Origin of the sequence: Rheinheimera sp. NSM, from assembly GCF_052380015.1 — a bacterium.
Lineage (GTDB): Bacteria > Pseudomonadota > Gammaproteobacteria > Enterobacterales > Alteromonadaceae > Alishewanella.
In genome coordinates this window covers 1-20,207 of the sequence record NZ_JBQTCI010000001.1, presented here as the reverse complement: position 1 = coordinate 20,207, position 20,207 = coordinate 1, and the positions used below count along the sequence as shown (strand labels likewise).

Below are 20,207 nucleotides of genomic sequence, written 5' to 3'. Positions count from 1 at the left end.
AGCTCAGTACGGATTGGTCGGGCTATAAAAGCTGCCGCTGCGGCCATCTATGCTTAACCGGGTTGGGCTTACTGCCGTGCTGTTATTCAACAGGTTATAACTTTGGCCCGGCAACAGCTTATAACGCAGCAGGTTATTAATAATCACCGGCTGGCCACAGCTGATTTGCTGGTAGTGCGTTTGGCTGTCGGCGCGTAATACATAAACTTCATGGCTGCCATCTACCACAGCGTTGCCGTTGGCGGTGACAAATAACGAGGTTGCTTCAGATACTGCCACTACGCGGCCACTGCTGCCAAGCTTAGCCTGAAACACTGCCGAGCGGCCCATGCGGTCGCGCTGTTTAAAGTGAGTATCGGTAATAATGCCGTCTAACAGCGGCAATGCGAGAAAGTTGCTGCTGATATTCACCGTCTGATGGCAAAAATCGGTTACCGCTTCTGAGCTAATCGCACCCGGCACACCATCCGGGTCGTAAATAAACTCGCCCAGTACATGATTACCGGCAGAAGTGCCGCCCACGGCCCCACCTTTGTTATACACATGCATTAACGCATCCTGTACTTTAGTGCCCTGCCACTGGTTCAGGTAGTCTGATTGATCGCCGCCGGCAATAAAGACAAACTCGGCACTGCGGATGGCCCAATCGACATAATCGCTGTTGGCCTTGGTGCGGGTGTTAACGATCAGCGTTTCAACCGAAGCCGCATTTGTCAAACCTTGCAGGTAATCGTTATAGGCTGCCGTGCCGGAGGTACGCAGCACCACTATATTGCCGCCCCGGATATGCGGCGCAATGCGGTTAGCAAAAGCGGCATCAACATCAGCACCACCGCCCATCAGTAACAGCGCCGGCGAGGTTAAGCTGACGCAAACATCGCTGCTACCACCCAGCAAGGTTGCTGACAGACCGCCCGGTTTAGCCGGCCGTGGGCCATAGTTACAGTTCTCCGGCTCTGGCTCCGGGTCGGTACCGCCACCGCTACCACCGGCGAAATTTACCGTCAGTTGATAGTTGCCGGTACCGCTATAACGGGTGACTTTAATAAAATGCCGCCCGGCCGGTGAGGCAACATAGGTACCGGTTTCCGGATTAGCGCTGCTTTGACCAGAGGCAATGTAGCTGCCACTGGCCCGGTATAAAAACCAGTCAAAGTCGGCATTGTTGCCATGGCTTAAACTGACGCTGATATCGCCGCTGGCGGCGGTATCAAAATAGAACCAGTCCTGGTCGGTGCGGCTGCCAATGGCTGCCTGTACCGTTGTGCCGCTACACAGCGGGCCATCGGCCGCGCTTTCGTTATTGTTACTTTCGCTTTCTTGTTGCAAACAGGCCTGCGCATTGCCACATAGCAATAGCGCAACTACGCCTAACAGACTTAGTGCTTTCATTTTTAACTTCCTGCTTATTGTGTTGTTTTAGGAAATGGCCAATTGGCCGCAGTATTTCGCGCAGCAAAATGCCGTGCGAAAAATTCTGGTATTAGCTGAAGGGGAAATTGCTACTCGTCAAACCACTCTGACAGGTGGTAGTCCGTTGAACAGTCGTGCAGGTTTGCGGGCCGGGCGACCCACTGCTGATAGCTTACAGCGCTGCATAACATTATTGGCATAACACAGCCGGTTGACAGTTCAATTACTAATCAATATTGTTTGCTGCGCCGGATCTGTCAAGCTAATAACCGGCTTTATGTAAAAAAAGCCGACACGTACCGAAATCAACCAAACACAACAGCTAACGCAAATAAGCGCTAAGTTGGTGCCACTGTTGCAGTTTGTCGTTAAAGCTCAACGCCGCATGCGCCGGGCTGGTAGAGGGTAAGCTAAGCAACTGCAACTGTGGCGGCACTATATGTAATGGCAGCACATGGCGTTTAAAACTCTGCAAGGCTTTAGCACCGTTAAAACCAATGGCCGCCAACTGTGGCTGAGCGGCAAAAAAGCCGGCGAAGTCATTTACCTGCTCATCGCGAATGGCACTGTCTAAACTGCCGGCACGGCGGCAACTGCCAATTACATCCCACAAGGCAACGCCGGCGCCGGTCAACGCCTGTACTTTTTCGTCATAGGGTAAGGCAGCAGAGAAGCCGGCCAGCTCTGCCATAACCGGCCAGAACAAATTACGCGGATGGGCATAATATTGCTGTTGTGCCAGCGAAGCGGCGCCCGGCATGCTGCCAAGTACCAATACGCGGGCGCCCGGCTGGCTTAGGGGCGCCATGCCGGTTAGCACATTGTCAGCCAAGCTTTGGCTCATACTGCCGCGCTTTTTGCAGCGCCAGTTCCGCCTGCTCCGGCTCACCTTCCTGCTCGGCAAGGTAGGCCAGCAATGCATAAACATAGCCATTGCTATGATGATCGCGCAGCCAGCTTTGTGCTTGTTTGCGTAGTTTTAATACCGATTTACCCAGCGGGATCTGGCGTAAAAAGGTTAGTGTCAGCGGTAATTCTTCTAAATGCAGGTTACTTAACAACAGTTTTTCTGCCGCCTCACTCTGGCCATTTTGCGCCTGCGCCCAGGCAAGGCCGATATTGGCAGCAGTAGACTTACGCTCTTTTGCCGGCAGGTTTTGCCAATAGGCCGCTGCTTCATCAAAGCGTTGCTGCTGGCTGAGCTGGCTAACCGCAGCAGGGTAAATATTAAAGCGTTGCCGGCGCCATTTATCTTTGTCAAACCACTGTTGTTTCAGTGCTGCCGGCACCATTTGCAATAACTGCTGCCATTGGCCGGCTTGCTGCAAGGCGTATAAATACAGCTGGCCTAAGCCTTTATCTTCAGTGTCTGCGTTAACCTGCTCAGCTAACAATACGCAAGCCTGTGCCGCCTGGCCTTGTTGCAACAGTAAGTCGGCCTGCACAAAGCAGCTGCTGTTGTCTGCTGCCGGTAAAGCCGCAACATGGCGGTTGGCCTGGTCAGTATTGCCGGCATAAAACGCCGCATAAGCCGCCAGCAGGTGTTTTTCGTTGTGCATAAAATCGTCGGCAGCGGCTTTGGCTAAATGCGCACTTGCCAGTTGCCATTGCTGCTTGGCATAGGCCTGTAACCCCAGCTCAAAGGCTTGCTGCGCTTTACGTTGGCGGCGCCAGCGCAAAAAATTAAACGATACATGCTGTAAACGCAGTAATTTTCGCAGTAGCACACTGACCAGCCACAGCGCCACCGCAGACAACACCAGCATCACCACCAAGCCCAATGCGGTGAATTCAAACACGCGGCCGGCCAGAATAACTTTAATATAACCCGGGTTATTCACCAACGCGGGCCCCAGTACCATGGCAGCGGCCAGCACCAGGACTAACAACAGCCAACGGATCATAGGCTGCTCTCCGTCAACTGCTGCTGATACTGTTGCAACTGCGGCAATGCAGTTAACGGCGCAGGCGTAGCTACTGCTACCTCAACCGCAGCCAATGCAGCCAGATCTGTGCTTAGCTGTAAAACGCCGGCATCATCGCTGTTAAAATAGCGCTGCAGCTGATCAGATGCTTGTTGCAATGCCGAGGCATATACCTGTGGCTGATGCTGCATAGCGGCCAATTCGGCCAGCAGCAATTGCTGGTTTAAGCTAACCCGCAGCATTAACTGCTGCTCAGTGGTTAAACTAAAATAATCTTCCGGCACAGCACTGCGTACCCGCACCAACTTGCTCCAGCTTTGCTGCCAATAATAACTTAAGGTAGCGCGCCAGTTACTCAGCTCTGTGCCGGGGGCCGGCTCAAGCTGTTCAGGCTGCTCCTGCTGTTTCAGTGGTAACAGCATGCTGTGCTTGCGCATTTGTTGCAGTTGAATATGCACAGCCGTTAAATCGGGTTGATGTAACCGGCTTAACTGCTCCAGATCTGTGGCCAGGGCCTGACGCACCGGCAGTAAGGACGGGTCGTCCAGCTTAAGCAATTTTTCATCGGCGCTGGCCAGTAAGGCACGTGCGGTGGCAAAATCCTGCTCCAGCCAGACTTTTTGTGCCGCCAGTTGCAGTAAATACTCAATCTCGGCCAGCAGCCAGTGTCGTGGCGGCGCACTGTCGCGCTCCTGCACTAACTGACGTAATGCCTGAATTTGCGCCTGGTTTTGCGCGGCCAATTGCTGCTGTTGCTGCTGCAGGTTTTGCTCCAGCTGCGCCAACCGCTGTTGTTGCTCTGCCAACAATTGCTGTTGTAATTGTTTGCTGCTGTCCAGTTGCTGCGTGCTTTGCTCGGTTAAGCGCTGCTGATTTTGCTGCAGGCTGGCGGTTTGCTGTTGCAGGTTTTGCCATTGCGGCCACAGCCAATAGCCGCCGGCACCAATAGCGCTGCCCAGTGCCAGCACCAGTAACAAACTTAAACCACCGCTAAAGCCGCCGCCCTTACGCGGTGCCGGCTCGGCGTCAATTTTCTGCTTTAGTTGCTGCAACGGCGCGTCCATTTCGGTAGCGCGCTCTAAGCTGTCACTCATTGATATTTCCTCTTAAGCTGGCTGATGGCAGCCAGTAATGCGCTGTCGTTGGCATTGTCGGCAAGGGTAATGCGCTCTGCCGCTATGCCCAGCGCTACAGCACTATCCTGCATGCGCGGGCTAACCAAAATCCAATCGCATTGTTGCAGCCAATGGTGATGGGCACTACTTACCAGGCTGAACAATTGCTGTAAAATTTCATTGCTGGTGGCCACAATACAACGAATACCGGCCAGCTGCCACTGCTGACACAGCAAGGCGCCGTCCAGCGGCAACGGCAAGCGCTTGTAACTTTGCACGTAACGCACTACCGCACCACGCGCCACCAGGCTTTGTTTAATCAGTTCGCGCCCGGCATTACCGCGCACCACCACAACCTGCTTACCGGCTACCTGTTGCAATTGCGGCAATTGCAGCAAGCCTTCGCTGCGCTGATCAAGCGGTACTGTTACCTCCCGCGCCAGCCAGCGTTGCAACGCGAGGGCTGTGGTTTGCCCCACGGCAAACAGCGGTGCCTGCAATATAGCTGCGTCACACTGGCTTTGCAGGCTGTTTACCGCACTGACGCTGACAAAAATCAGCATATCGGCCTGCTGTAACAGCTGTTGATCCTGGGCTTTTAAACTGACTTGTGCCGTGGTGATCAATGGCTGATACAAATAGGCAATACCGCTTTCATCCAGCGTGGCCAGCAGGTTATCAGCCTTACCGGCCGGCCGGGTAATTAAAAACGGGATGCCCTGCGGCGCAAACTCTGTCATGGCGCAGCCTGATATACCGCCTGTAAAATACGGCCCGCGCCCTGCGCCAGCAAGTACTCTGCCAGCGCAGTGCCTAACTGCTCTGCCTCGGCAACCGGGCCACGCAACTCATGGCGGATAATTTCACTGCCATCCACCGCGCCAACCAGGCCGCGCAGCCACAGGCTGTCACCGCTGATTTCGGCATAGGCGCCAATAGGTACCTGGCAGCCGCCTTGCAATTTACGGTTCATCGCCCGCTCGGCCAGCACGCAGCTACGGGTAGGTGCATGCTCCAGTGGCGACAACAGTTGCTGCACGGCGATATCGTCGCTGCGGCATTCAATGCCCACGGCACCCTGGCCATTGGCCGGCAGGCTGGTTGCCACCGGCATTAAACCGGCGATGCGCTGTGCAAAGCCCAGCCGGATCAAACCGGCAGCAGCCAGAATAATAGCGGCAAATTCACCGTTATCCAGTTTGGCCAAACGAGTGTTTACATTACCGCGCAGGTCGCGCACGGTTAAATCGGGCCTTAAGGCTTTTAACTGGCACTGGCGGCGCAGGCTGGAAGTACCCACTACCGCACCCGGTGGTAATTCATCTAATGATTTGAATTGATTGGAAACAAAAGCATCCTGCGGGTTTTCCCGCGGGCAAATGATATGCAGCATTAAGCCGGCCGGAAATTCCACCGGCACATCTTTCATACTGTGCACAGCAATATCGGCGCGGCCATCCAGCATGGCTTGCTCCAGTTCTTTAACGAACAAGCCTTTGCCGCCGATTTTTGCCAGCGGGGTATCAAGAATTTTATCGCCTTGGGTCGACATCGGTACCAGCTCGACACTTAGCTGCGGGTGATGCCGCTGCAGTTCAGCTTTAACATATTCGGCCTGCCACAGTGCCAGCGCACTTTTACGCGTTGCAATACGGATTAGGTTCATCTTAGTTGGTTACCTGAGTCAATAAACGCCGCTGGATAAAGCTGCTGATATCGGCCACTTCCTGGGCGCAAACACTGTGCTGCATGCGGTAGTCGTGCCAGCTGACATTAAAACCGGCATTTTTCAGTGTATGGTACGCTTGTTGCCCTGCCGCCATCGGCACCACCGGATCCTGGCTGCCGTGCGCTACCAACACCGGCGTGGCCTTATTAATATTGTTACTTTCGTCTTTTAACTTATCCGGTGCACACATATAGGTAGACAACGCCATTACCCCGGCCAGTTTATACGGCAAACGCGGCAGTAAATGCAGCGCTATAACGCCGCCCTGGCTAAAGCCGGCCAGAATAATGCGCTCGCTGCTAATACCGTCGCTAATCAGTTTATCCAACAGCTGTTGCACTGCCGCGGCAGATTCCCGCACCCCGGCTTCGTCGGCACGATTGGTTAAATCCATGGTTTTAATATCGTACCAGGCCCGCATCCGCATGCCGCCATTTACCGTTACCGGCCGCTCGGGCGCGTGCGGAAATAAAAACCGGATGCCGGCGTCTGCCGGTAAGCGCAGTTCAGGTACTATAGGGGCAAAACCGTGGCCGGAGTCGCCAAGGCCATGCAACCACACCACGGCGGCGCGGCTGTCGCCTTGCGCCTTAACATCAACAAAAGGAAGTAACGCCATTACAGATCCTAAAAAAACAGCAGCGCCTAAGGCGCTAAATTAAGCGCTTTACCCGCCTGCCTGGCGGCAGCATCGTTCAGCAGTTGCCAGAATTCGGCGCCACTGCGGTTATCTATCCACTTGTCGCCACGCAACTCAAAATGGTGACCGTTAAATTTGGTGGCCAACCATAACTGCTGCAGCGGCGGCTGCTTATTAATAATGATTTTGCTGCCATCAGCAAAACTGATGCTGAGCAAACTGCCGTGTGACTCATAATCCAGGTCGGCATCGGCATTTTCTACTGCCAGCTCTACCGCCAGCATAATACTGTCGGTTAATTCTTCATATTCCAGATCATTCATCTGCTTCACCTGTTTGCTTTTATCGCTAAGGATGCGATTATAGAACGCAACCACCATAAAAAAATAACATCATGCACGCTTTTACAACCCGAGGTCCGCTGTTAACTGTTACTGCCGTCATTTTGCTGTGCAGCTTACTGAGTGCGTGTGGTCAAAAAGGCCCGCTTACCTTACCACAACCGGCACCGGAAGTGGCAGAGCCACAGCAAAACAACGCTAATCCAACCCAACAACCGGATGAACAACGTGGACCATTTTAATTATCAGCACAACCGCCTGTTTGCGGAACAACAACCACTTAGCGACATTGCCAACCAATTCGGCACCCCTTGCTATGTTTACTCGCGCGCTACCGTAGAGCGGCATTATCAGGCCTTTGCCAGCGCAGCAGCAAAACACCCGCACAGTCTGGTGTGTTATGCGGTAAAAGCCAACAGTAACCTGGCGATACTCAACCTGCTGGCGAAACTGGGCAGTGGCTTTGACATTGTTTCCGGCGGAGAGTTGCGCCGTGTTATTGCTGCCGGTGGCGACGCGAAAAAAGTGGTGTTCTCCGGCGTAGCAAAAACGGCAGATGATATGCGCTTTGCGCTGCAGCTGGGTATTAAATGCTTTAATGTCGAATCTATTGCTGAGTTGGAGCGCTTGCAGCAGGTTGCCAGCAGCCTGGATAAAAAAGCTCCGGTATCGATTCGGGTAAACCCGGATATCGACGCCAAAACCCATCCGTATATTTCTACCGGCTTAAAAGCGAATAAATTTGGCATTGATATTCTGCAGGCGCGCGATATTTACCGGCTGGCTGCCAGCTATAGTCACCTGGATGTAGTGGGTGTGGACTGCCATATCGGCTCACAACTTACTGAAACCCAGCCGTTTTTAGATGCACTGGAAAAGCTGCTTAAGCTGATTGACGAGCTGGCAGCCGACGGCATCAAGCTAAGCCATATCGATATCGGCGGTGGCTTGGGTGTAACCTACGATAAAGAAATCCCGCCCTCGCCGGCCGATTACATCAGCAAGGTCGTAGAGCGGCTGCAAAGTTATCCGCAGTTGGAACTGATTATGGAACCGGGCCGTGCCATTATGGCCAATGCCGGCGTGCTGCTCACCAAAGTAGAATTTTTAAAGCCGGGCCAGGAGAAAAACTTCGCCATTGTCGATGCCGCCATGAACGACTTAATCCGCCCTGCACTTTACAGCGCCTGGCAGGCCATAGTGCCGGTAGACATTAATACCACGGCCACCGCTGCGGTATATGACATTGTCGGCCCGGTATGCGAAACCGGCGACTTTCTCGGTAAAGACCGCGAACTGGCGATAGCTCAGGGCGATTTACTGGCGGTGCGCTCAGCCGGCGCCTATGGTTTTACCATGAGTTCAAACTACAACAGCCGCCCGCGCGCTGCCGAAGTACTGGTAGATGGCGATAAAGTGCATTTAATCCGCGCCCGTGAACAGTGGCAGGATTTATGGCGTGGTGAACAGGTTGTCACCGATTAATTAAGGGCGCTGATGTTGTTACATTTCACAAAAATGCATGGCCTGGGCAACGACTTTATGCTGGTCGATGCGGTAAGCCAAAATGTGTTTCTGACCAAAGAGCAGATTAAAGCCCTGGCGAACCGCCATACCGGTATTGGCTTTGATCAGCTGCTGATGGTAGAACCGCCCTATGATCCTGAACTGGATTTTCATTACCGCATTTTTAACGCCGATGGCTCTGAAGTAGAGCAATGCGGCAATGGCGCGCGCTGCTTTGCTAAATTTGTCCGCGCCCGCGGCTTAACCAACAAACATAAAATTGGCGTTAGCACCAAATCCGGCAAAATTACCTTATACGTTGAAACCGACGGCCAGGTAACGGTGAATATGGGGGTGCCGCAACTGGACCCGGCGCGGGTGCCGTTTAAAGCGCAGAAGCAGGAAATTACCTATATTCTGCGCGCCGAAGAGCACACTATACTCTGCGGGGTAGTATCAATGGGCAACCCGCATGCAGTAGTGGAAGTGGACGACCTCGACAACGCCCCGGTGCAGTTACAAGGCCCGCTGTTTGAACAGCACGAACGCTTTCCGGAGCGCGCCAATATCGGCTTTATGCAGGTATTAAACCCGGGCCATATTAAGCTGCGGGTGTGGGAGCGTGGCGCCGGCGAAACCCAAGCCTGCGGCACCGGCGCTTGTGCGGCTGTGGTAGTAGGCCAGTTACAGAAGAAATTACAACAGCAGGTACGGGTAGATTTACCCGGTGGCAGCCTGCACATTCGCTGGAATGGCCCGGGCCAGCCGCTGAAAATGACCGGCCCGGCAGAACATGTTTACGACGGACAAATATTGCTATGAACGATAGCCTGAGCAAGGACAAAGACCTGCTGGCCGCCCATGTGGTGTACGACTATTTGCAGGACCACCCGGAATTTTTTCAACAGTATCCGCAATTGCTGGCCAATCTGCGCTTGCCGCACCAGCAGCGCGGCAGTGTGTCGCTGGTAGAGCGCCAGCTGGAGCTGCAGCGCGAGAAAATTCAGGCGCTGGAAGACGACATTACGCGGTTAATGTCGGTAGCACGGCAAAACGAGCAAATTTTTCTGGCGTTTAATCAGCTGCAAGCCCAACTGTACCAGGCCGGCAGCTTGCAGGATGCGCAACACAGCCTGCAGCAATTTACCGCAGCCATGCCAAATGTGCAGGAATGCCGCTTGTTGCGCTTTGACGATGCCCAAAGCAGCAGCCCGTTTCAGCTGTTGCTGTCGCGCCGGCTGAATCAGCATGGCGTGTACTTAGGCCGGCTTAACAAAGAAGAGCAGCAAGGTTTGTTTGCCGGCCATATTCACTCTGTGGCGCTGGTGTTAATCAGCGACAAACAGCAACCACTGGCACTGCTGGCCTTTGGCAGCGAGCAGGATGATCACTTCCAGCCGGCGATGGACAAGCTGTTTATCAGCCATTTAGCCAGCATTTTAGCTCAGTTGTTACCGGGTTATGACGCTGCCTGACACCCCGTTAGCGCCGCAGTGGCAACAACCGCTGCAGGCGTTTTTGCAGTATTTGCAGTTTGAGCGCGGCTACAGCAGCAAAACCTTAGACAGCTATCAGCGCCAGTTGCGACAACTGGCGCTGGGCGTAGCGGAAACTGATGCTGACAGTCACTGGCTTAACGTTACAGAAGAGCAATTAAAACAGCATATTATCGGCCTGCGCCGCAGCGGCGCCAAACCGCGCACCATAGCGTTAAAAGTAGCGGCGCTGCGCAGCTTTTTCCGCTATCTGCAAGCACAGGCTAAGCGCACAGACAACCCGGCGCAGTATTTATCTGTCCCCAAGGCAGCGCGCAGCCTGCCAAAAAACCTTAATGTTGATCAGCTGAATCATCTGCTGAGCTTTGACAGCAACGACGATATTCTTGCCTGCCGCGATAAAGCTATGCTGGAGCTGTTTTACTCATCCGGCCTGCGCTTAGAAGAACTGGTAAATGCCAATATCCACGATATTAAATGGCATGAGCAGTTAATCGAGGTAACGGGTAAGGGCAGCAAACAACGTATAGTGCCGGTAGGAAAAATCGCGCTGACAGCATTACAAGACTGGTTAAAACAGCGGCCGGCTTTTACGGCAAAGCTGCCGCAAGAAGATGCCAATGCGTTGTTTATCAGCAAACAGCATAAACGCATAAGTAGCCGCCATGTGCGCGAGCGGGTGCAACTGTGGGCGAAACAGCAGGGCTTAAACCAGCATGTACACCCGCATATGCTGCGCCATTCCTTCGCCAGCCATATGCTCGAATCCAGCCAGGATTTACGCGCCGTGCAGGAACTGCTCGGCCACGCCAACCTTAGCACCACCCAGGTCTATACTCATCTGGATTTCGCCCACCTGGCTAAGGTATACGATAGCGCCCATCCAAGGGCAAAGAAAAAATAAACGCCCGGCAGAACCGGGCGTTTTTCTTTGTTACTTAGCCTTAGCTAAAACGCTTGGCCAACAGGTTATCGATTGAGACTTTACCGGCACCGCTAAACAGCAGCGATACGCTGGCAGCTAACAGGGCTAAACCAAATTCGTAGCCGTTGTTACTCATAAACATGCCGTTTGGCAGGTGCACGGCAACAATCGCCACTACCATGGCCATGCTTAGTGCCAGTGCGGCCGGCCGGGTTAACAGGCCCAGCACCAGCGCGATACCGCCGAAAAATTCTGCCGCACCGGCTAAAAACGCCATGACAATACCCGGCGATAAACCTATGCTGTCCATCCAGCCACCGGTACCTTCCAGGCCGTAGCCGCCAAACCAGCCAAACAGCTTTTGCGCACCGTGGGCGGCAAAGATAATACCAACCGGAACCCGCAATGCTAAAGCGGCGAAGCCGGCGTTTGAGCTTAAAATTTTGCTTACGATTGAAGTAGCCATAATATCACCTGTCAAATTGTTTAAAGTTAAGTTTACTGCCGCTCGACAGCACACTTTGCGTCGATGTAGTCACTATAGCCGGATAATTTTTGCGGTAAAAGCGCAATGTTTTGACTACACTATTCAAAATATTTGAATTTAGCCTTAAACGAGCCTGCTATGCATAACGTACTGAGTTTAGACGCTTTAAGAGCACTGGATGCGATAGAGCGCAAAGGCAGTTTTGCCGCCGCCGCTGAAGCGTTGTACAAGGTGCCTTCAGCGCTGAGCTACACCATTGCCAAGCTGGAGTCTGATTTAGGCGTAGCCTTGTTTGACCGCAGTAAACAGCGGGCGCAGTTAACCCCGGCCGGGCAGTTGCTGCTGGAGCAGGGCCGTACCTTGCTACATGCCGCTAACCAGCTGCAAAATGCGGTAAAGCAGCTGGATACCGGCTGGGAAACCCAACTGATGATTGCCAAAGACAGCATAATTCCGAATGCTCCGCTGTTGGATGTAATTGGTCAGTTTTTGCAGCTGGGCAAAATTACCCAAGTGTTGGTAAAAGAGGAAGTGATGGCCGGCGGCTGGGAGGCATTGCAAACCGGTCGGGCCGATATTGCCGTTGGTGTATCCGGCGATTTACCCAAGGGCCAGTTTAATTTGCTGCCGCTGGGTGAAGCGGAATTTGTGTTTGCCGTAGCGCCGCATCACCAATTGGCAGCGTTAGATCGCATTGTTGGCATCGAAGATGTGCAACAGTTTGCCGCCATTGTTGTAGCCGACTCGGCACTGGACGCGCCCAAGCGCTCGTCCGGCTTGTTCGACACGCGGCAGCGCGTGATAGTCAGTAATATGCAGGCAAAAATAGACGCGCAAAAACAAGGCCTGGGTATTGGCTTTGTACCACGCCATCTGATCAGCGAAGAGCTGGCGCGTGGTGAACTGGTCGCCAAAGCCAGCAGTATTCCCAGAGATAAAGTTCCGCTGTATATGGCGTGGCAAAAGCACAGCCAAGGCCAGGCGTTAAGCTGGTTTAGTCAGCAACTGGCGGCGGTAAGCTGGCAGCAGGTGTTTCAGCCAACAACATGGTAGCAACTATGCAATTATTTAAAGCCCTAAGCCCGGTTAGCGTATTGTCGTTTGATTTAGACGATACTTTGTATGATAACAAACCGATTATCGACGCAGCCGAACAGGCCATGCTGAGCGCTTTGGCGCAACAGGCTCCGGCAAGTAAAGCCACAGACAGTGAGTTTTGGTGGCAACAGCGGTTAAAGCTGGCCAGTATTGAGCCTGAGATACGTCATGATATTGGTCGCTGGCGTCTGCTGGGAATTGAAGCCGGTCTGATTGAATTGGGTCTACCCCGTCCTGAAGCGCGGCGCGCGGCGGAACATGGTTATGCTGCTTTTCTTGATGCCCGCACCAGGATCACCGTATCACCTGAAGTAACGCAGCTACTCTCTGCGCTGGCAAAACAGTATCGTTTAATCGCCATTACCAATGGTAATGCCTGTATTAATAAAATGGGTATCGGCGGGTTATTCGAATTCAGCTTGCAAGCCGGGCCGGATGGCCGGATGAAACCCTATGCCGATTTATTTCTTAGCGCCGCTGCACGCCTGCAGGTAGCGCCTGCGCAAATACTGCATATTGGCGACAGCCACCGCGCCGATGTAATGGGCGCGCTAAGCGCCGGTTGTCAGGCCGCCTGGCTGGATCATTATCAAACTGACATTGCGGTATTGCCACATATCCGGCTGACTGATGTGCAGCAATTATCTGCGCTGTTGTGATTTAACAAGCCAAACTATCCCCGCCTTCTGCAGGCAGCTTTAAACAAGGAATGCTGTGAATGTCTGATTATTCTACCCACGCGCCGCAGTCGCGTATCTCCACCGGTGAATTTACCTTACTGGTGGCGCTTATGATGTCTATTGTTGCCATCTCTATTGATGCCTTATTGCCGGCACTGGATGCTATTCGTGCTGATATTGCGATGAGCCATCCGAATCAGGCGCAGTTGGTGGTCAGTGCTTTGTTTTTCGGGATGGCGATAGGCCAGCTGATTTGCGGCCCTTTGTCAGACGCTACCGGCCGCAAAAAGGTACTGAACGGCGGCATAGCGCTGTTTTTAGTGGGGACAGTGATATGTTATTTCGCTAATGATATCAATATCTTGCTATTGGGTCGTTTTGTTCAGGGTTTAGGCGTTTCCGGCCCTTATGTTTCGGCTATTTCTATAGTGCGGGATAAATACTCCGGTAATGATATGGCGCGTATTATGTCGCTGGTGATGATGATTTTCGTCATGGTGCCGGCTTTGGCGCCAAGCCTGGGGCAGGCCGTGTTATGGGTTGGCTCATGGCGTGATATTTTTCTGCTTTATGTCGGCTATGCGCTGTTAATCGTAGTATGGATTTTTTGCCGCTTAGAAGAAACTTTGCCCAAACCGCATCGTATCCCGATGAGCAAAACAGGCTTTGCCGAAGGCTTTAAAGAAGTTATCCGTAATGTACCTACCGTATGCTACATGATTTGTATGGGATTGTTTTTCGGCAGCTTTATTGGCTACCTGAATTCGTCGCAACAAATTTTTCAGGATTTATTTAAAACAGGCGAGCTGTTCACGCTGTACTTTGGCTTGCTGGCGATTGTATTTGGCGCAGCCTCACTGGTGAATTCACGCCTGGTACAAAAATGGGGCATGCAGCGATTATCTGATAGTGCTGTCTGGGGCATCATTGCAAGCTCAGCCCTGTTTTTAGTGCTGCATTTAGTTATTGAAATACAGCTGTGGATGTTTTTACTCTACGCTGCGGTGCTGTTTTTTTGTTTTGGTCTGGTGTTTGGCAATATCAATGCGATGGCGATGGAACCTATGGGGCATGTGGCAGGCATAGCTGCCGCTATTATAGGTGCTACGTCATCCATTATGTCGATGTGTATAGGCACAGTAATAGGCCAGATGTATAACGGCAGCCTTATTCCGGTGACTGCAGGTTTCTTTATTTTTGGCTGTATCAGTATGGCAATTTTAACCTTTGCCAATACCTATAAAGCAAAACATCAACAGTAGCAACAGAATGCAGAGGCCTCATTTGACTAACTGGTTATATATCCACTAACTGCGCTTGGCGTGCACAGCCAGGCTGCTATAATGGCCGCCATTGTGCTTAGCGAGACTTTCTGATGGATGTATCTTACCTGCTGGACGGGCTGAACGATAAACAACGCGATGCGGTGGCAGCATCACCGCAACATATGCTGGTACTGGCCGGAGCCGGTAGTGGCAAAACCCGCGTGCTGGTGCATCGCTTAGCCTGGTTAATGCAGGTAGAACGGGTCGCGCCTTACAGCTTGCTGGCGGTAACTTTCACCAATAAAGCCTCGCAGGAAATGCGCAGCCGGATTGAAAGCACCATAGGCGTCAGCTTAAACAACTTGTGGATGGGTACCTTTCATGGTTTGTCGCACCGCATGCTGCGGGCGCATTACCAGGAAGCCGGTTTACCGCAGGGCTTTCAAATCATCGACAGCGACGATCAGTACCGGCTGGTAAAGCGGGTATTAAAAGCACTGAACCTGGATGAAAAACACTGGCCGCCAAAGCAAATTCAGTGGTTTATTAATGCCCGCAAAGATGACGGCCTGCGCCCTGGCATGATCGACGCCGCCGGCGATTTCAGTCTGCAGCAGATGGTAAAAATTTATGCTGCTTATCAGGATATGTGCGACCGCGCCGGTTTGGTCGACTTTGCCGAAATACTGCTGCGCAGCTTTGAGCTGTTAAAACAGAACAGCGACGTACGCGGCCATTATCAGCAGCGTTTTCGCCATATCCTGGTAGACGAGTTTCAGGATACCAACGCCATTCAATACCAGTGGCTGCGGCTGTTAGCCGGCAGCAGTGCCAAAGTGATGATTGTGGGTGACGATGACCAGTCTATTTATGGCTGGCGCGGCGCCCGGGTAGAGAATATCCAAACCTTCTTAAAAGATTTCCCCGACGTTGAAACCGTGCGGCTGGAGCAAAACTACCGCTCTACCGAAACCATTTTAAAAGCCGCTAATGCGGTAATTGCCAATAACACCGATCGGCTGGGTAAGGATTTATGGACCGACGGCGCTCAGGGCGAAGTGATCTCACAGTACACCGCCTTTAACGAGCTGGATGAAGCGCGTTTTATTGTTGGCCGCATCCGCGATTGGCACAAGCAGGGCGATCGCTTAAGCGAAGCAGCAATTTTGTACCGTAATAACGCCCAGTCGCGGGTACTGGAAGAAGCGTTAATTCAGGAAGGTTTGCACTACCGTATTTACGGCGGCCTGCGCTTTTATGAACGCCAGGAAATTAAAGATGCCCTTGCTTACCTGCGCCTGTTGCATAACCGCCAGGATGACGCCGCACTGGAACGTGTTATTAATACCCCGGTGCGTGGCATTGGCGATACCACCTTAAATAAAGTACGTGAACACTCCCGCGCCCAGCAGCAAACACTGTGGCAAAGCCTGCAGCAGATGCTGGCGCAAAAGCTGCTTACCGGCCGCGCCGCCTCTGCCATCGATAACTTTATGCAGTTAATTGAGCAGTTAGATACTCAGGTGAAAGAGTTACCGCTGCATGAGCAAGCCGAACATGCGATTAAGCAGTCTGGTTTATATGCCATGTATCAGGCAGAAAAGGGCGAAAAAGCCGAAACGCGGATAGAAAACTTAAACGAGCTGATCACCGCTTGTCAGAACTTTGATGAGCGCCGCGCCGAGGATATGACACCGCTGGCAGCGTTTTTATCACAAGCCGCGCTGGAAGCCGGTGAGTACCAGGCCGAAGAGCACTCGGATGCAGTGCAGTTGATGACATTGCACAGCGCCAAAGGCCTGGAGTTTCCGCTGGTGTTTATCTGCGGCCTGGAAGAAGGTATGTTCCCCAGCCAGCAAAGCGGCGACGATCCGACCCGGTTAGAGGAAGAACGCCGGCTGTGTTATGTCGGCATGACACGGGCAATGAAAAAGCTGTATTTAACCCATGCCGAAAGCCGTCGTTTGTATGGCCAGGAGCAATACCATAAGCCGTCACGCTTTATCCGTGAAATTCCGGCAGAATATGTAGAAGAAATCCGTCTGACCACTCAGGTTAGCCGGCCCACCCAATTTAACCGCTTTGGTAGTGCCGCCTCGCATGGCGCCTTTGAAAATACCGGCTTTAAGCTGGGCCAGCGCGTGTTGCACGATAAATTCGGCGAAGGCACAGTACTTAACTATGAAGGCACCGGCAGCCAATCGCGTATTCAGGTTAATTTTGACAATCTGGGCAGCAAGTGGCTGGTCACGGCTTATGCCCGGTTACAGGCGGTTGGCTAAATGCCGTTAACTGCGCTGCTGGCTCAGCTACAACAGTGGCAGCAACAGGCCGCGCAGTTGCATATCCGTTTGCCGGTTATTTGGCAGGGCACAGCAGATGCCCTGCTGTCGCACACTACGGCATTACTCAGCACTATTAGCTACGATAAGCTGTATTGGCTTGGCGCTGAGGCGCCTGCCGATGCCGTTAACTTAACCGGCAAACAAAATTATCAGCTGCTGGGCAGTGAATGCGATATTTTAGTGATCAATGCGTTCAGCGGCTTTAATGCCGATCTGGTGGCAGCTTCAGCCGGTTGCGTTAAAGCCGGTGGCATCTGGTTGCTGCTCTGCCCGCCGTTTGCAAAGTGGCAACAGGAAGCGAACCCGGCACACAAAAGCCTGTTACCTTACCCGCTGGATGCCGCCAGCCACCAGGGCCATTTTGTCGCCTTCTGGCAAACGCAATTAGCGCAACAAAACAGCGTGATTATCGACGACGAACAAATAAGCCGCCAGCTTAACTGGCCAGCCGCTGCGCCGCTTACCTTTGTTGCCGCACCTTATATCAGCACTGAGCAGCAAACAGCAGTTGAGAGCATCTTGCATGTGGTCAGCGGCCACCGGCGCAGACCGTTAGTACTGGCTGCCGACCGTGGCCGTGGCAAATCTGCCGCCCTGGGTATTGCTGCTGCACAGCTGGCAACCACAGGTAAGCAAATTATACTTACCGCGCCTTCACCACAGGCAGCGCAAACCGCTTTGCAACATTTTCGGCAACTGACAGAGGCCGCACTGCATAACCGCCTGCAGTTTGTGCCTTTTGATCAACTGTTACGCGCCGATAGCAACGCCGATTTGCTGCTGGTAGATGAAGCCGCCGCTATACCAACACCGGTGCTGCAGCAGCTGCTGCAACGTTTCAGCCGTATTGTGTTTGCCAGCACAGAGCATGGTTATGAAGGCACAGGCCGCGGCTTTCAGCTGCGGTTTCAACAGCATCTTAGTACACAGTGCCCGGGCTGGAAAAAGCTGCAACTGCAACAACCGGTACGCTACCAGACAGGCGATCCGCTGGAACAGCTGATCTTTGCCGCTTTTCTGTTACAGCAACCGGCAGATGAAGCGCTATATGATGCTAATGCGGCTGTTCATTTCGGCCATTACCACAGCGCAGACTGGCTGAGCTCAGCAGCAAAACTGCAGCAGGTATTTCATCTGCTAAGCCAGGCGCATTACCAAACTCAGGTTAAAGATTTAGCTGCATTGCTGGATAACCCACAGCTGCAGGTTATGACGCTGGAACAACACGAACAGGTACTGGCCTGCGCACTGATCAGCAGTGAAGGTCAGCTGCCGGCCGCACTTGCGACAGCCATTTATCACGGAGAGCGCCGTGTTCAGGGGCACTTGCTGGCACAAAGCCTGGCCTTTCATTCAGCGCGGCCGGAACTGGCCGCTTTACCACTATGGCGGGTAATGCGTATCAGCGTGCAACCGGGGTTGCAACGCCGGCAGCTGGGCAATCAATTACTCAGTCATATCAAACAGGCGGCACAGCAGGCCGATATCAGTTATTTGGGCAGCAGCTTTGGCGTAACAGCCGGCTTATTGCAATTTTGGCAGCAAGCCGGCTACGTAACAGTGCGCTTAGGCAGCAGCAGCGATAAAGCCAGCGCCGAATACTCCATACTGATGCTGCAAGCCGTTACAGCATCTGCGGAGATATGCCATCAGCTGCAGCAACAATTCAGTACAGCTTTGTACAGCAACTTAGCGCTGCTGTATCCGCAGTTAAGCGCTGAATTGGCCTTAGCTTTGGCAGCACCTCCGCAGCCGGCAGCGCTCAGCACTACAGAGTTGGAACAACTAAAATTATTTAGCGAAGGTAAGCGACCGTTCGAGTTAATCAGTCATCTGCTGTTAAGCTGGTTTAACTTACATTACCGCCGGTTGCCAGCAGAGTTTAAACAAACACTTTGTGCGCTGTTATGGCAGCGACGCAGTTGGCCGGAAATACTGCAACAAACCGGCCTGCACAGTAAAAAAAGCTGTCTCGATTGGATTGCTGCACAGCTGGCTGTAAACGGGCTTTAACGCAGCTGGCCGCGGCTTTAACTGTTCACACCAGTATTCACTTTCCTTTTTTGCTCAGTCAGGCTAAGGTGCCGGCAACATTTTCCGGATGCAATTTATATGTTAACTGTTCTCCCGCTTCTTAGCGCACTTTCGGCCGTACCGGCCATAGCCAACAGCTATTCAACATCGGAAAAGCGCACGCTGCAATCGGCTATCAGCAGTGCTTTGCATTCGGCAGAGGTCCGTAAGTATTACCTGCAATGTAAGGAGCTGCCGGCTGAAGGCGAGCCATCAGTTTTAGTCACAGATAAGCAATATCATCGCCTGCAGGCTTTGTTACAAGAAAAGGTACATAGTAGTGATGTAGAAAAGCTACTGCAGGCAGATGCAAAATTAACGCACAACGTAAGACGAGGCATTACTGCGCCAACAGATTGTAGTGACAGTAAAGCCTACCTCGCCCTGCTGGATAATTACGAGTTGGCGTTGTTTTCGTTAGAGATCGCCATGCCGTTATCGAAGCCGATAGCAAATGCCGCAGCAGCAAGAAGCCGTCAGGCATCAGCACAACGCAATGAATTAAATCAGCTGATTGCACGCAGTAATAGTATTGCTCTGGTCAGTGTCAGTGATAAACAACTGCTAAGCCCGGTGCAACAAGCCAATTTTTTGCATCCGGATTATCAGGGTCGTTACATCTTCAAAGTAGAGCAAGGCTGGAATAACAGCCTGCCAAACTATATGGGGATGCATGTCTTTATTGCTGAAGCCGAGCTAAGTAAAACTGCTAAGCAATGGCTGGTTTTTCTGGATAAGAACAATCACTTTATTAAAGCTATTGCACTGGATAGTGCAGGTGCTTATTTAACCGCGCTGCAAGAACCGCATTGGCGCTTTGATGTGCATGGGAACCTGCACCGCAATAAGTAAGAGTTACGGCAAAACCAGCCCGCTTAATGCGGGCTTTTTATTGTCGGTTATTTACATAAATCGAGAGATGTTTGGCGGTGGAGTACTGGCGGTGAACTACATTGCTCACCCCGTCCATGGGGTTCGCCGCTTCGAGGCCAGCCGTTGGCTGTCCCAGTTCGTTCCGGACGAACTGGTCGCATAGCTTTTCGCTCGCTCGGGCAGGTAACCAACCGGCAATACCAATAAAAAAACCCTTCGTTTTCACGAAGGGTCTGTTTATTTGGGAGCCTGGCGGTGAACTACTCTCGCATAGCGAATGCTACACTACCATCGTC

General features: G+C 52.6%; 20 protein-coding genes. 11 read left to right on the top strand and 9 right to left on the bottom strand.

From position 1 onward, the window contains the following. Window positions 1-3: 3 nt before the first annotated feature. The 8 genes from ACTZWV_RS00100 to cyaY all read right to left on the bottom strand — a co-directional run bounded on the left by ACTZWV_RS00100 (window position 4) and on the right by cyaY (window position 7,145). A complete protein-coding gene (locus ACTZWV_RS00100; protein WP_444784572.1) occupies window positions 4-1,392 on the bottom strand; it encodes a Type 1 glutamine amidotransferase-like domain-containing protein in 1,389 nt (462 codons plus the stop codon). Window positions 1,393-1,735: 343 nt separating this feature from the next. Beyond that, entirely contained in the window at window positions 1,736-2,257 is a 522-nt protein-coding gene (locus ACTZWV_RS00095) for a DNA-deoxyinosine glycosylase (RefSeq protein ID WP_444784571.1), read from the bottom strand. Further along, a complete protein-coding gene (locus ACTZWV_RS00090; RefSeq protein WP_444784570.1) occupies window positions 2,238-3,317 on the bottom strand; it encodes a heme biosynthesis HemY N-terminal domain-containing protein in 1,080 nt (359 codons plus the stop codon). Before ACTZWV_RS00090 ends, ACTZWV_RS00095 begins: the two co-directional genes overlap by 20 nt. Continuing rightward, window positions 3,314-4,432 carry a uroporphyrinogen-III C-methyltransferase gene (locus ACTZWV_RS00085; RefSeq protein ID WP_444784569.1) on the bottom strand — a complete coding sequence of 373 codons (1,119 nt, stop codon included), beginning with the start codon at window positions 4,430-4,432 and terminating at the stop codon, window positions 3,314-3,316. The genes ACTZWV_RS00090 and ACTZWV_RS00085 overlap by 4 nt, the downstream gene beginning before the upstream one ends. After that, window positions 4,429-5,193, bottom strand: a complete 765-nt coding sequence (locus ACTZWV_RS00080; RefSeq protein ID WP_444784568.1) for a uroporphyrinogen-III synthase — start codon at window positions 5,191-5,193, stop codon at window positions 4,429-4,431. Before ACTZWV_RS00080 ends, ACTZWV_RS00085 begins: the two co-directional genes overlap by 4 nt. Continuing rightward, entirely contained in the window at window positions 5,190-6,119 is a 930-nt protein-coding gene (hemC, locus tag ACTZWV_RS00075; protein WP_444784567.1) for a hydroxymethylbilane synthase, read from the bottom strand. The genes ACTZWV_RS00080 and hemC overlap by 4 nt, the downstream gene beginning before the upstream one ends. Before the next feature lies 1 nt (window position 6,120). Further along, window positions 6,121-6,801, bottom strand: coding sequence for an alpha/beta hydrolase (locus ACTZWV_RS00070; RefSeq protein WP_305551724.1), 681 nt, complete (start codon window positions 6,799-6,801; stop codon window positions 6,121-6,123). A gap of 26 nt (window positions 6,802-6,827) precedes the next feature. Continuing rightward, window positions 6,828-7,145, bottom strand: coding sequence for an iron donor protein CyaY (cyaY, locus tag ACTZWV_RS00065; protein ID WP_444784566.1), 318 nt, complete (start codon window positions 7,143-7,145; stop codon window positions 6,828-6,830). 71 nt (window positions 7,146-7,216) lie between these two features. On the opposite strand from cyaY, the gene lptM reads away from it, so the two are divergent. From lptM to xerC, 5 genes are read left to right on the top strand one after another with little or no spacing between them, the layout of a single operon-like run. Continuing rightward, entirely contained in the window at window positions 7,217-7,405 is a 189-nt protein-coding gene (lptM, locus tag ACTZWV_RS00060; protein ID WP_371133444.1) for an LPS translocon maturation chaperone LptM, read from the top strand. Beyond that, window positions 7,392-8,648, top strand: a complete 1,257-nt coding sequence (gene lysA / locus ACTZWV_RS00055) for a diaminopimelate decarboxylase (protein WP_444784565.1) — start codon at window positions 7,392-7,394, stop codon at window positions 8,646-8,648. The genes lptM and lysA overlap by 14 nt, the downstream gene beginning before the upstream one ends. 12 nt (window positions 8,649-8,660) lie before the next feature. Then, the gene (dapF, locus tag ACTZWV_RS00050; protein ID WP_444784564.1) at window positions 8,661-9,491 is read left to right on the top strand and encodes a diaminopimelate epimerase; all 831 of its coding nucleotides are present in this window, start codon (window positions 8,661-8,663) and stop codon (window positions 9,489-9,491) included. Next, window positions 9,488-10,144 carry a DUF484 family protein gene (locus tag ACTZWV_RS00045; RefSeq protein WP_444784563.1) on the top strand — a complete coding sequence of 219 codons (657 nt, stop codon included), beginning with the start codon at window positions 9,488-9,490 and terminating at the stop codon, window positions 10,142-10,144. Before dapF ends, ACTZWV_RS00045 begins: the two co-directional genes overlap by 4 nt. Further along, the gene (gene xerC, locus ACTZWV_RS00040; protein ID WP_444784562.1) at window positions 10,131-11,069 is read left to right on the top strand and encodes a tyrosine recombinase XerC; all 939 of its coding nucleotides are present in this window, start codon (window positions 10,131-10,133) and stop codon (window positions 11,067-11,069) included. The genes ACTZWV_RS00045 and xerC overlap by 14 nt, the downstream gene beginning before the upstream one ends. 40 nt (window positions 11,070-11,109) lie before the next feature. Here the strand turns inward: xerC and ACTZWV_RS00035 are convergent, their stop codons facing one another. Then, complete coding sequence (locus ACTZWV_RS00035; RefSeq protein WP_444784561.1) at window positions 11,110-11,556, bottom strand: DoxX family protein; 447 nt, start codon at window positions 11,554-11,556, stop codon at window positions 11,110-11,112. A 159-nt stretch (window positions 11,557-11,715) separates the two neighbouring features. Between ACTZWV_RS00035 and ACTZWV_RS00030 the strand changes: the two genes are divergently transcribed. The 6 genes from ACTZWV_RS00030 (at window position 11,716) to ACTZWV_RS00005 (ending at window position 19,890) form a co-directional block, all read left to right on the top strand. Next, window positions 11,716-12,630: a LysR family transcriptional regulator gene (locus tag ACTZWV_RS00030; protein WP_305551718.1), complete on the top strand. Its 915-nt coding sequence runs from the start codon at window positions 11,716-11,718 to the stop codon at window positions 12,628-12,630. A gap of 5 nt (window positions 12,631-12,635) precedes the next feature. Then, a complete protein-coding gene (locus tag ACTZWV_RS00025; RefSeq protein WP_444784560.1) occupies window positions 12,636-13,334 on the top strand; it encodes an HAD-IA family hydrolase in 699 nt (232 codons plus the stop codon). Between the two features lie 59 nt (window positions 13,335-13,393). Then, the gene (locus ACTZWV_RS00020) at window positions 13,394-14,617 is read left to right on the top strand and encodes a multidrug effflux MFS transporter (RefSeq protein ID WP_444784559.1); all 1,224 of its coding nucleotides are present in this window, start codon (window positions 13,394-13,396) and stop codon (window positions 14,615-14,617) included. A 113-nt stretch (window positions 14,618-14,730) separates the two neighbouring features. After that, window positions 14,731-16,902, top strand: a complete 2,172-nt coding sequence (gene uvrD / locus ACTZWV_RS00015; protein WP_444784558.1) for a DNA helicase II — start codon at window positions 14,731-14,733, stop codon at window positions 16,900-16,902. Continuing rightward, on the top strand, window positions 16,903-18,978 hold the full coding sequence (locus ACTZWV_RS00010) for a tRNA(Met) cytidine acetyltransferase TmcA (protein WP_444784557.1): 2,076 nt from the start codon (window positions 16,903-16,905) through the stop codon (window positions 18,976-18,978). Between the two features lie 99 nt (window positions 18,979-19,077). Then, the gene (locus ACTZWV_RS00005; protein WP_444784556.1) at window positions 19,078-19,890 is read left to right on the top strand and encodes a hypothetical protein; all 813 of its coding nucleotides are present in this window, start codon (window positions 19,078-19,080) and stop codon (window positions 19,888-19,890) included. The last annotated feature ends 317 nt before the right edge of the window (window positions 19,891-20,207 follow it).

What these genes read in the sequence shown, in the direction of transcription:
- ACTZWV_RS00100 (WP_444784572.1), bottom strand. Translation starts at nt 1,392, where the DNA reads ATGAAAGCACTAAGTCTGTTAGGCGTAGTTGCGCTATTGCTATGTGGC.
- ACTZWV_RS00095 (WP_444784571.1), bottom strand. Translation starts at nt 2,257, where the DNA reads ATGAGCCAAAGCTTGGCTGACAATGTGCTAACCGGCATGGCGCCCCTA.
- ACTZWV_RS00090 (WP_444784570.1), bottom strand. Translation starts at nt 3,317, where the DNA reads ATGATCCGTTGGCTGTTGTTAGTCCTGGTGCTGGCCGCTGCCATGGTA.
- ACTZWV_RS00085 (WP_444784569.1), bottom strand. Translation starts at nt 4,432, where the DNA reads ATGAGTGACAGCTTAGAGCGCGCTACCGAAATGGACGCGCCGTTGCAG.
- ACTZWV_RS00080 (WP_444784568.1), bottom strand. Translation starts at nt 5,193, where the DNA reads ATGACAGAGTTTGCGCCGCAGGGCATCCCGTTTTTAATTACCCGGCCG.
- hemC (WP_444784567.1), bottom strand. Translation starts at nt 6,119, where the DNA reads ATGAACCTAATCCGTATTGCAACGCGTAAAAGTGCGCTGGCACTGTGG.
- ACTZWV_RS00070 (WP_305551724.1), bottom strand. Translation starts at nt 6,801, where the DNA reads ATGGCGTTACTTCCTTTTGTTGATGTTAAGGCGCAAGGCGACAGCCGC.
- cyaY (WP_444784566.1), bottom strand. Translation starts at nt 7,145, where the DNA reads ATGAATGATCTGGAATATGAAGAATTAACCGACAGTATTATGCTGGCG.
- lptM (WP_371133444.1), top strand. Translation starts at nt 7,217, where the DNA reads ATGCACGCTTTTACAACCCGAGGTCCGCTGTTAACTGTTACTGCCGTC.
- dapF (WP_444784564.1), top strand. Translation starts at nt 8,661, where the DNA reads ATGTTGTTACATTTCACAAAAATGCATGGCCTGGGCAACGACTTTATG.
- ACTZWV_RS00045 (WP_444784563.1), top strand. Translation starts at nt 9,488, where the DNA reads ATGAACGATAGCCTGAGCAAGGACAAAGACCTGCTGGCCGCCCATGTG.
- xerC (WP_444784562.1), top strand. Translation starts at nt 10,131, where the DNA reads ATGACGCTGCCTGACACCCCGTTAGCGCCGCAGTGGCAACAACCGCTG.
- ACTZWV_RS00035 (WP_444784561.1), bottom strand. Translation starts at nt 11,556, where the DNA reads ATGGCTACTTCAATCGTAAGCAAAATTTTAAGCTCAAACGCCGGCTTC.
- ACTZWV_RS00030 (WP_305551718.1), top strand. Translation starts at nt 11,716, where the DNA reads ATGCATAACGTACTGAGTTTAGACGCTTTAAGAGCACTGGATGCGATA.
- ACTZWV_RS00025 (WP_444784560.1), top strand. Translation starts at nt 12,636, where the DNA reads ATGCAATTATTTAAAGCCCTAAGCCCGGTTAGCGTATTGTCGTTTGAT.
- ACTZWV_RS00020 (WP_444784559.1), top strand. Translation starts at nt 13,394, where the DNA reads ATGTCTGATTATTCTACCCACGCGCCGCAGTCGCGTATCTCCACCGGT.
- uvrD (WP_444784558.1), top strand. Translation starts at nt 14,731, where the DNA reads ATGGATGTATCTTACCTGCTGGACGGGCTGAACGATAAACAACGCGAT.
- ACTZWV_RS00010 (WP_444784557.1), top strand. Translation starts at nt 16,903, where the DNA reads ATGCCGTTAACTGCGCTGCTGGCTCAGCTACAACAGTGGCAGCAACAG.
- ACTZWV_RS00005 (WP_444784556.1), top strand. Translation starts at nt 19,078, where the DNA reads ATGTTAACTGTTCTCCCGCTTCTTAGCGCACTTTCGGCCGTACCGGCC.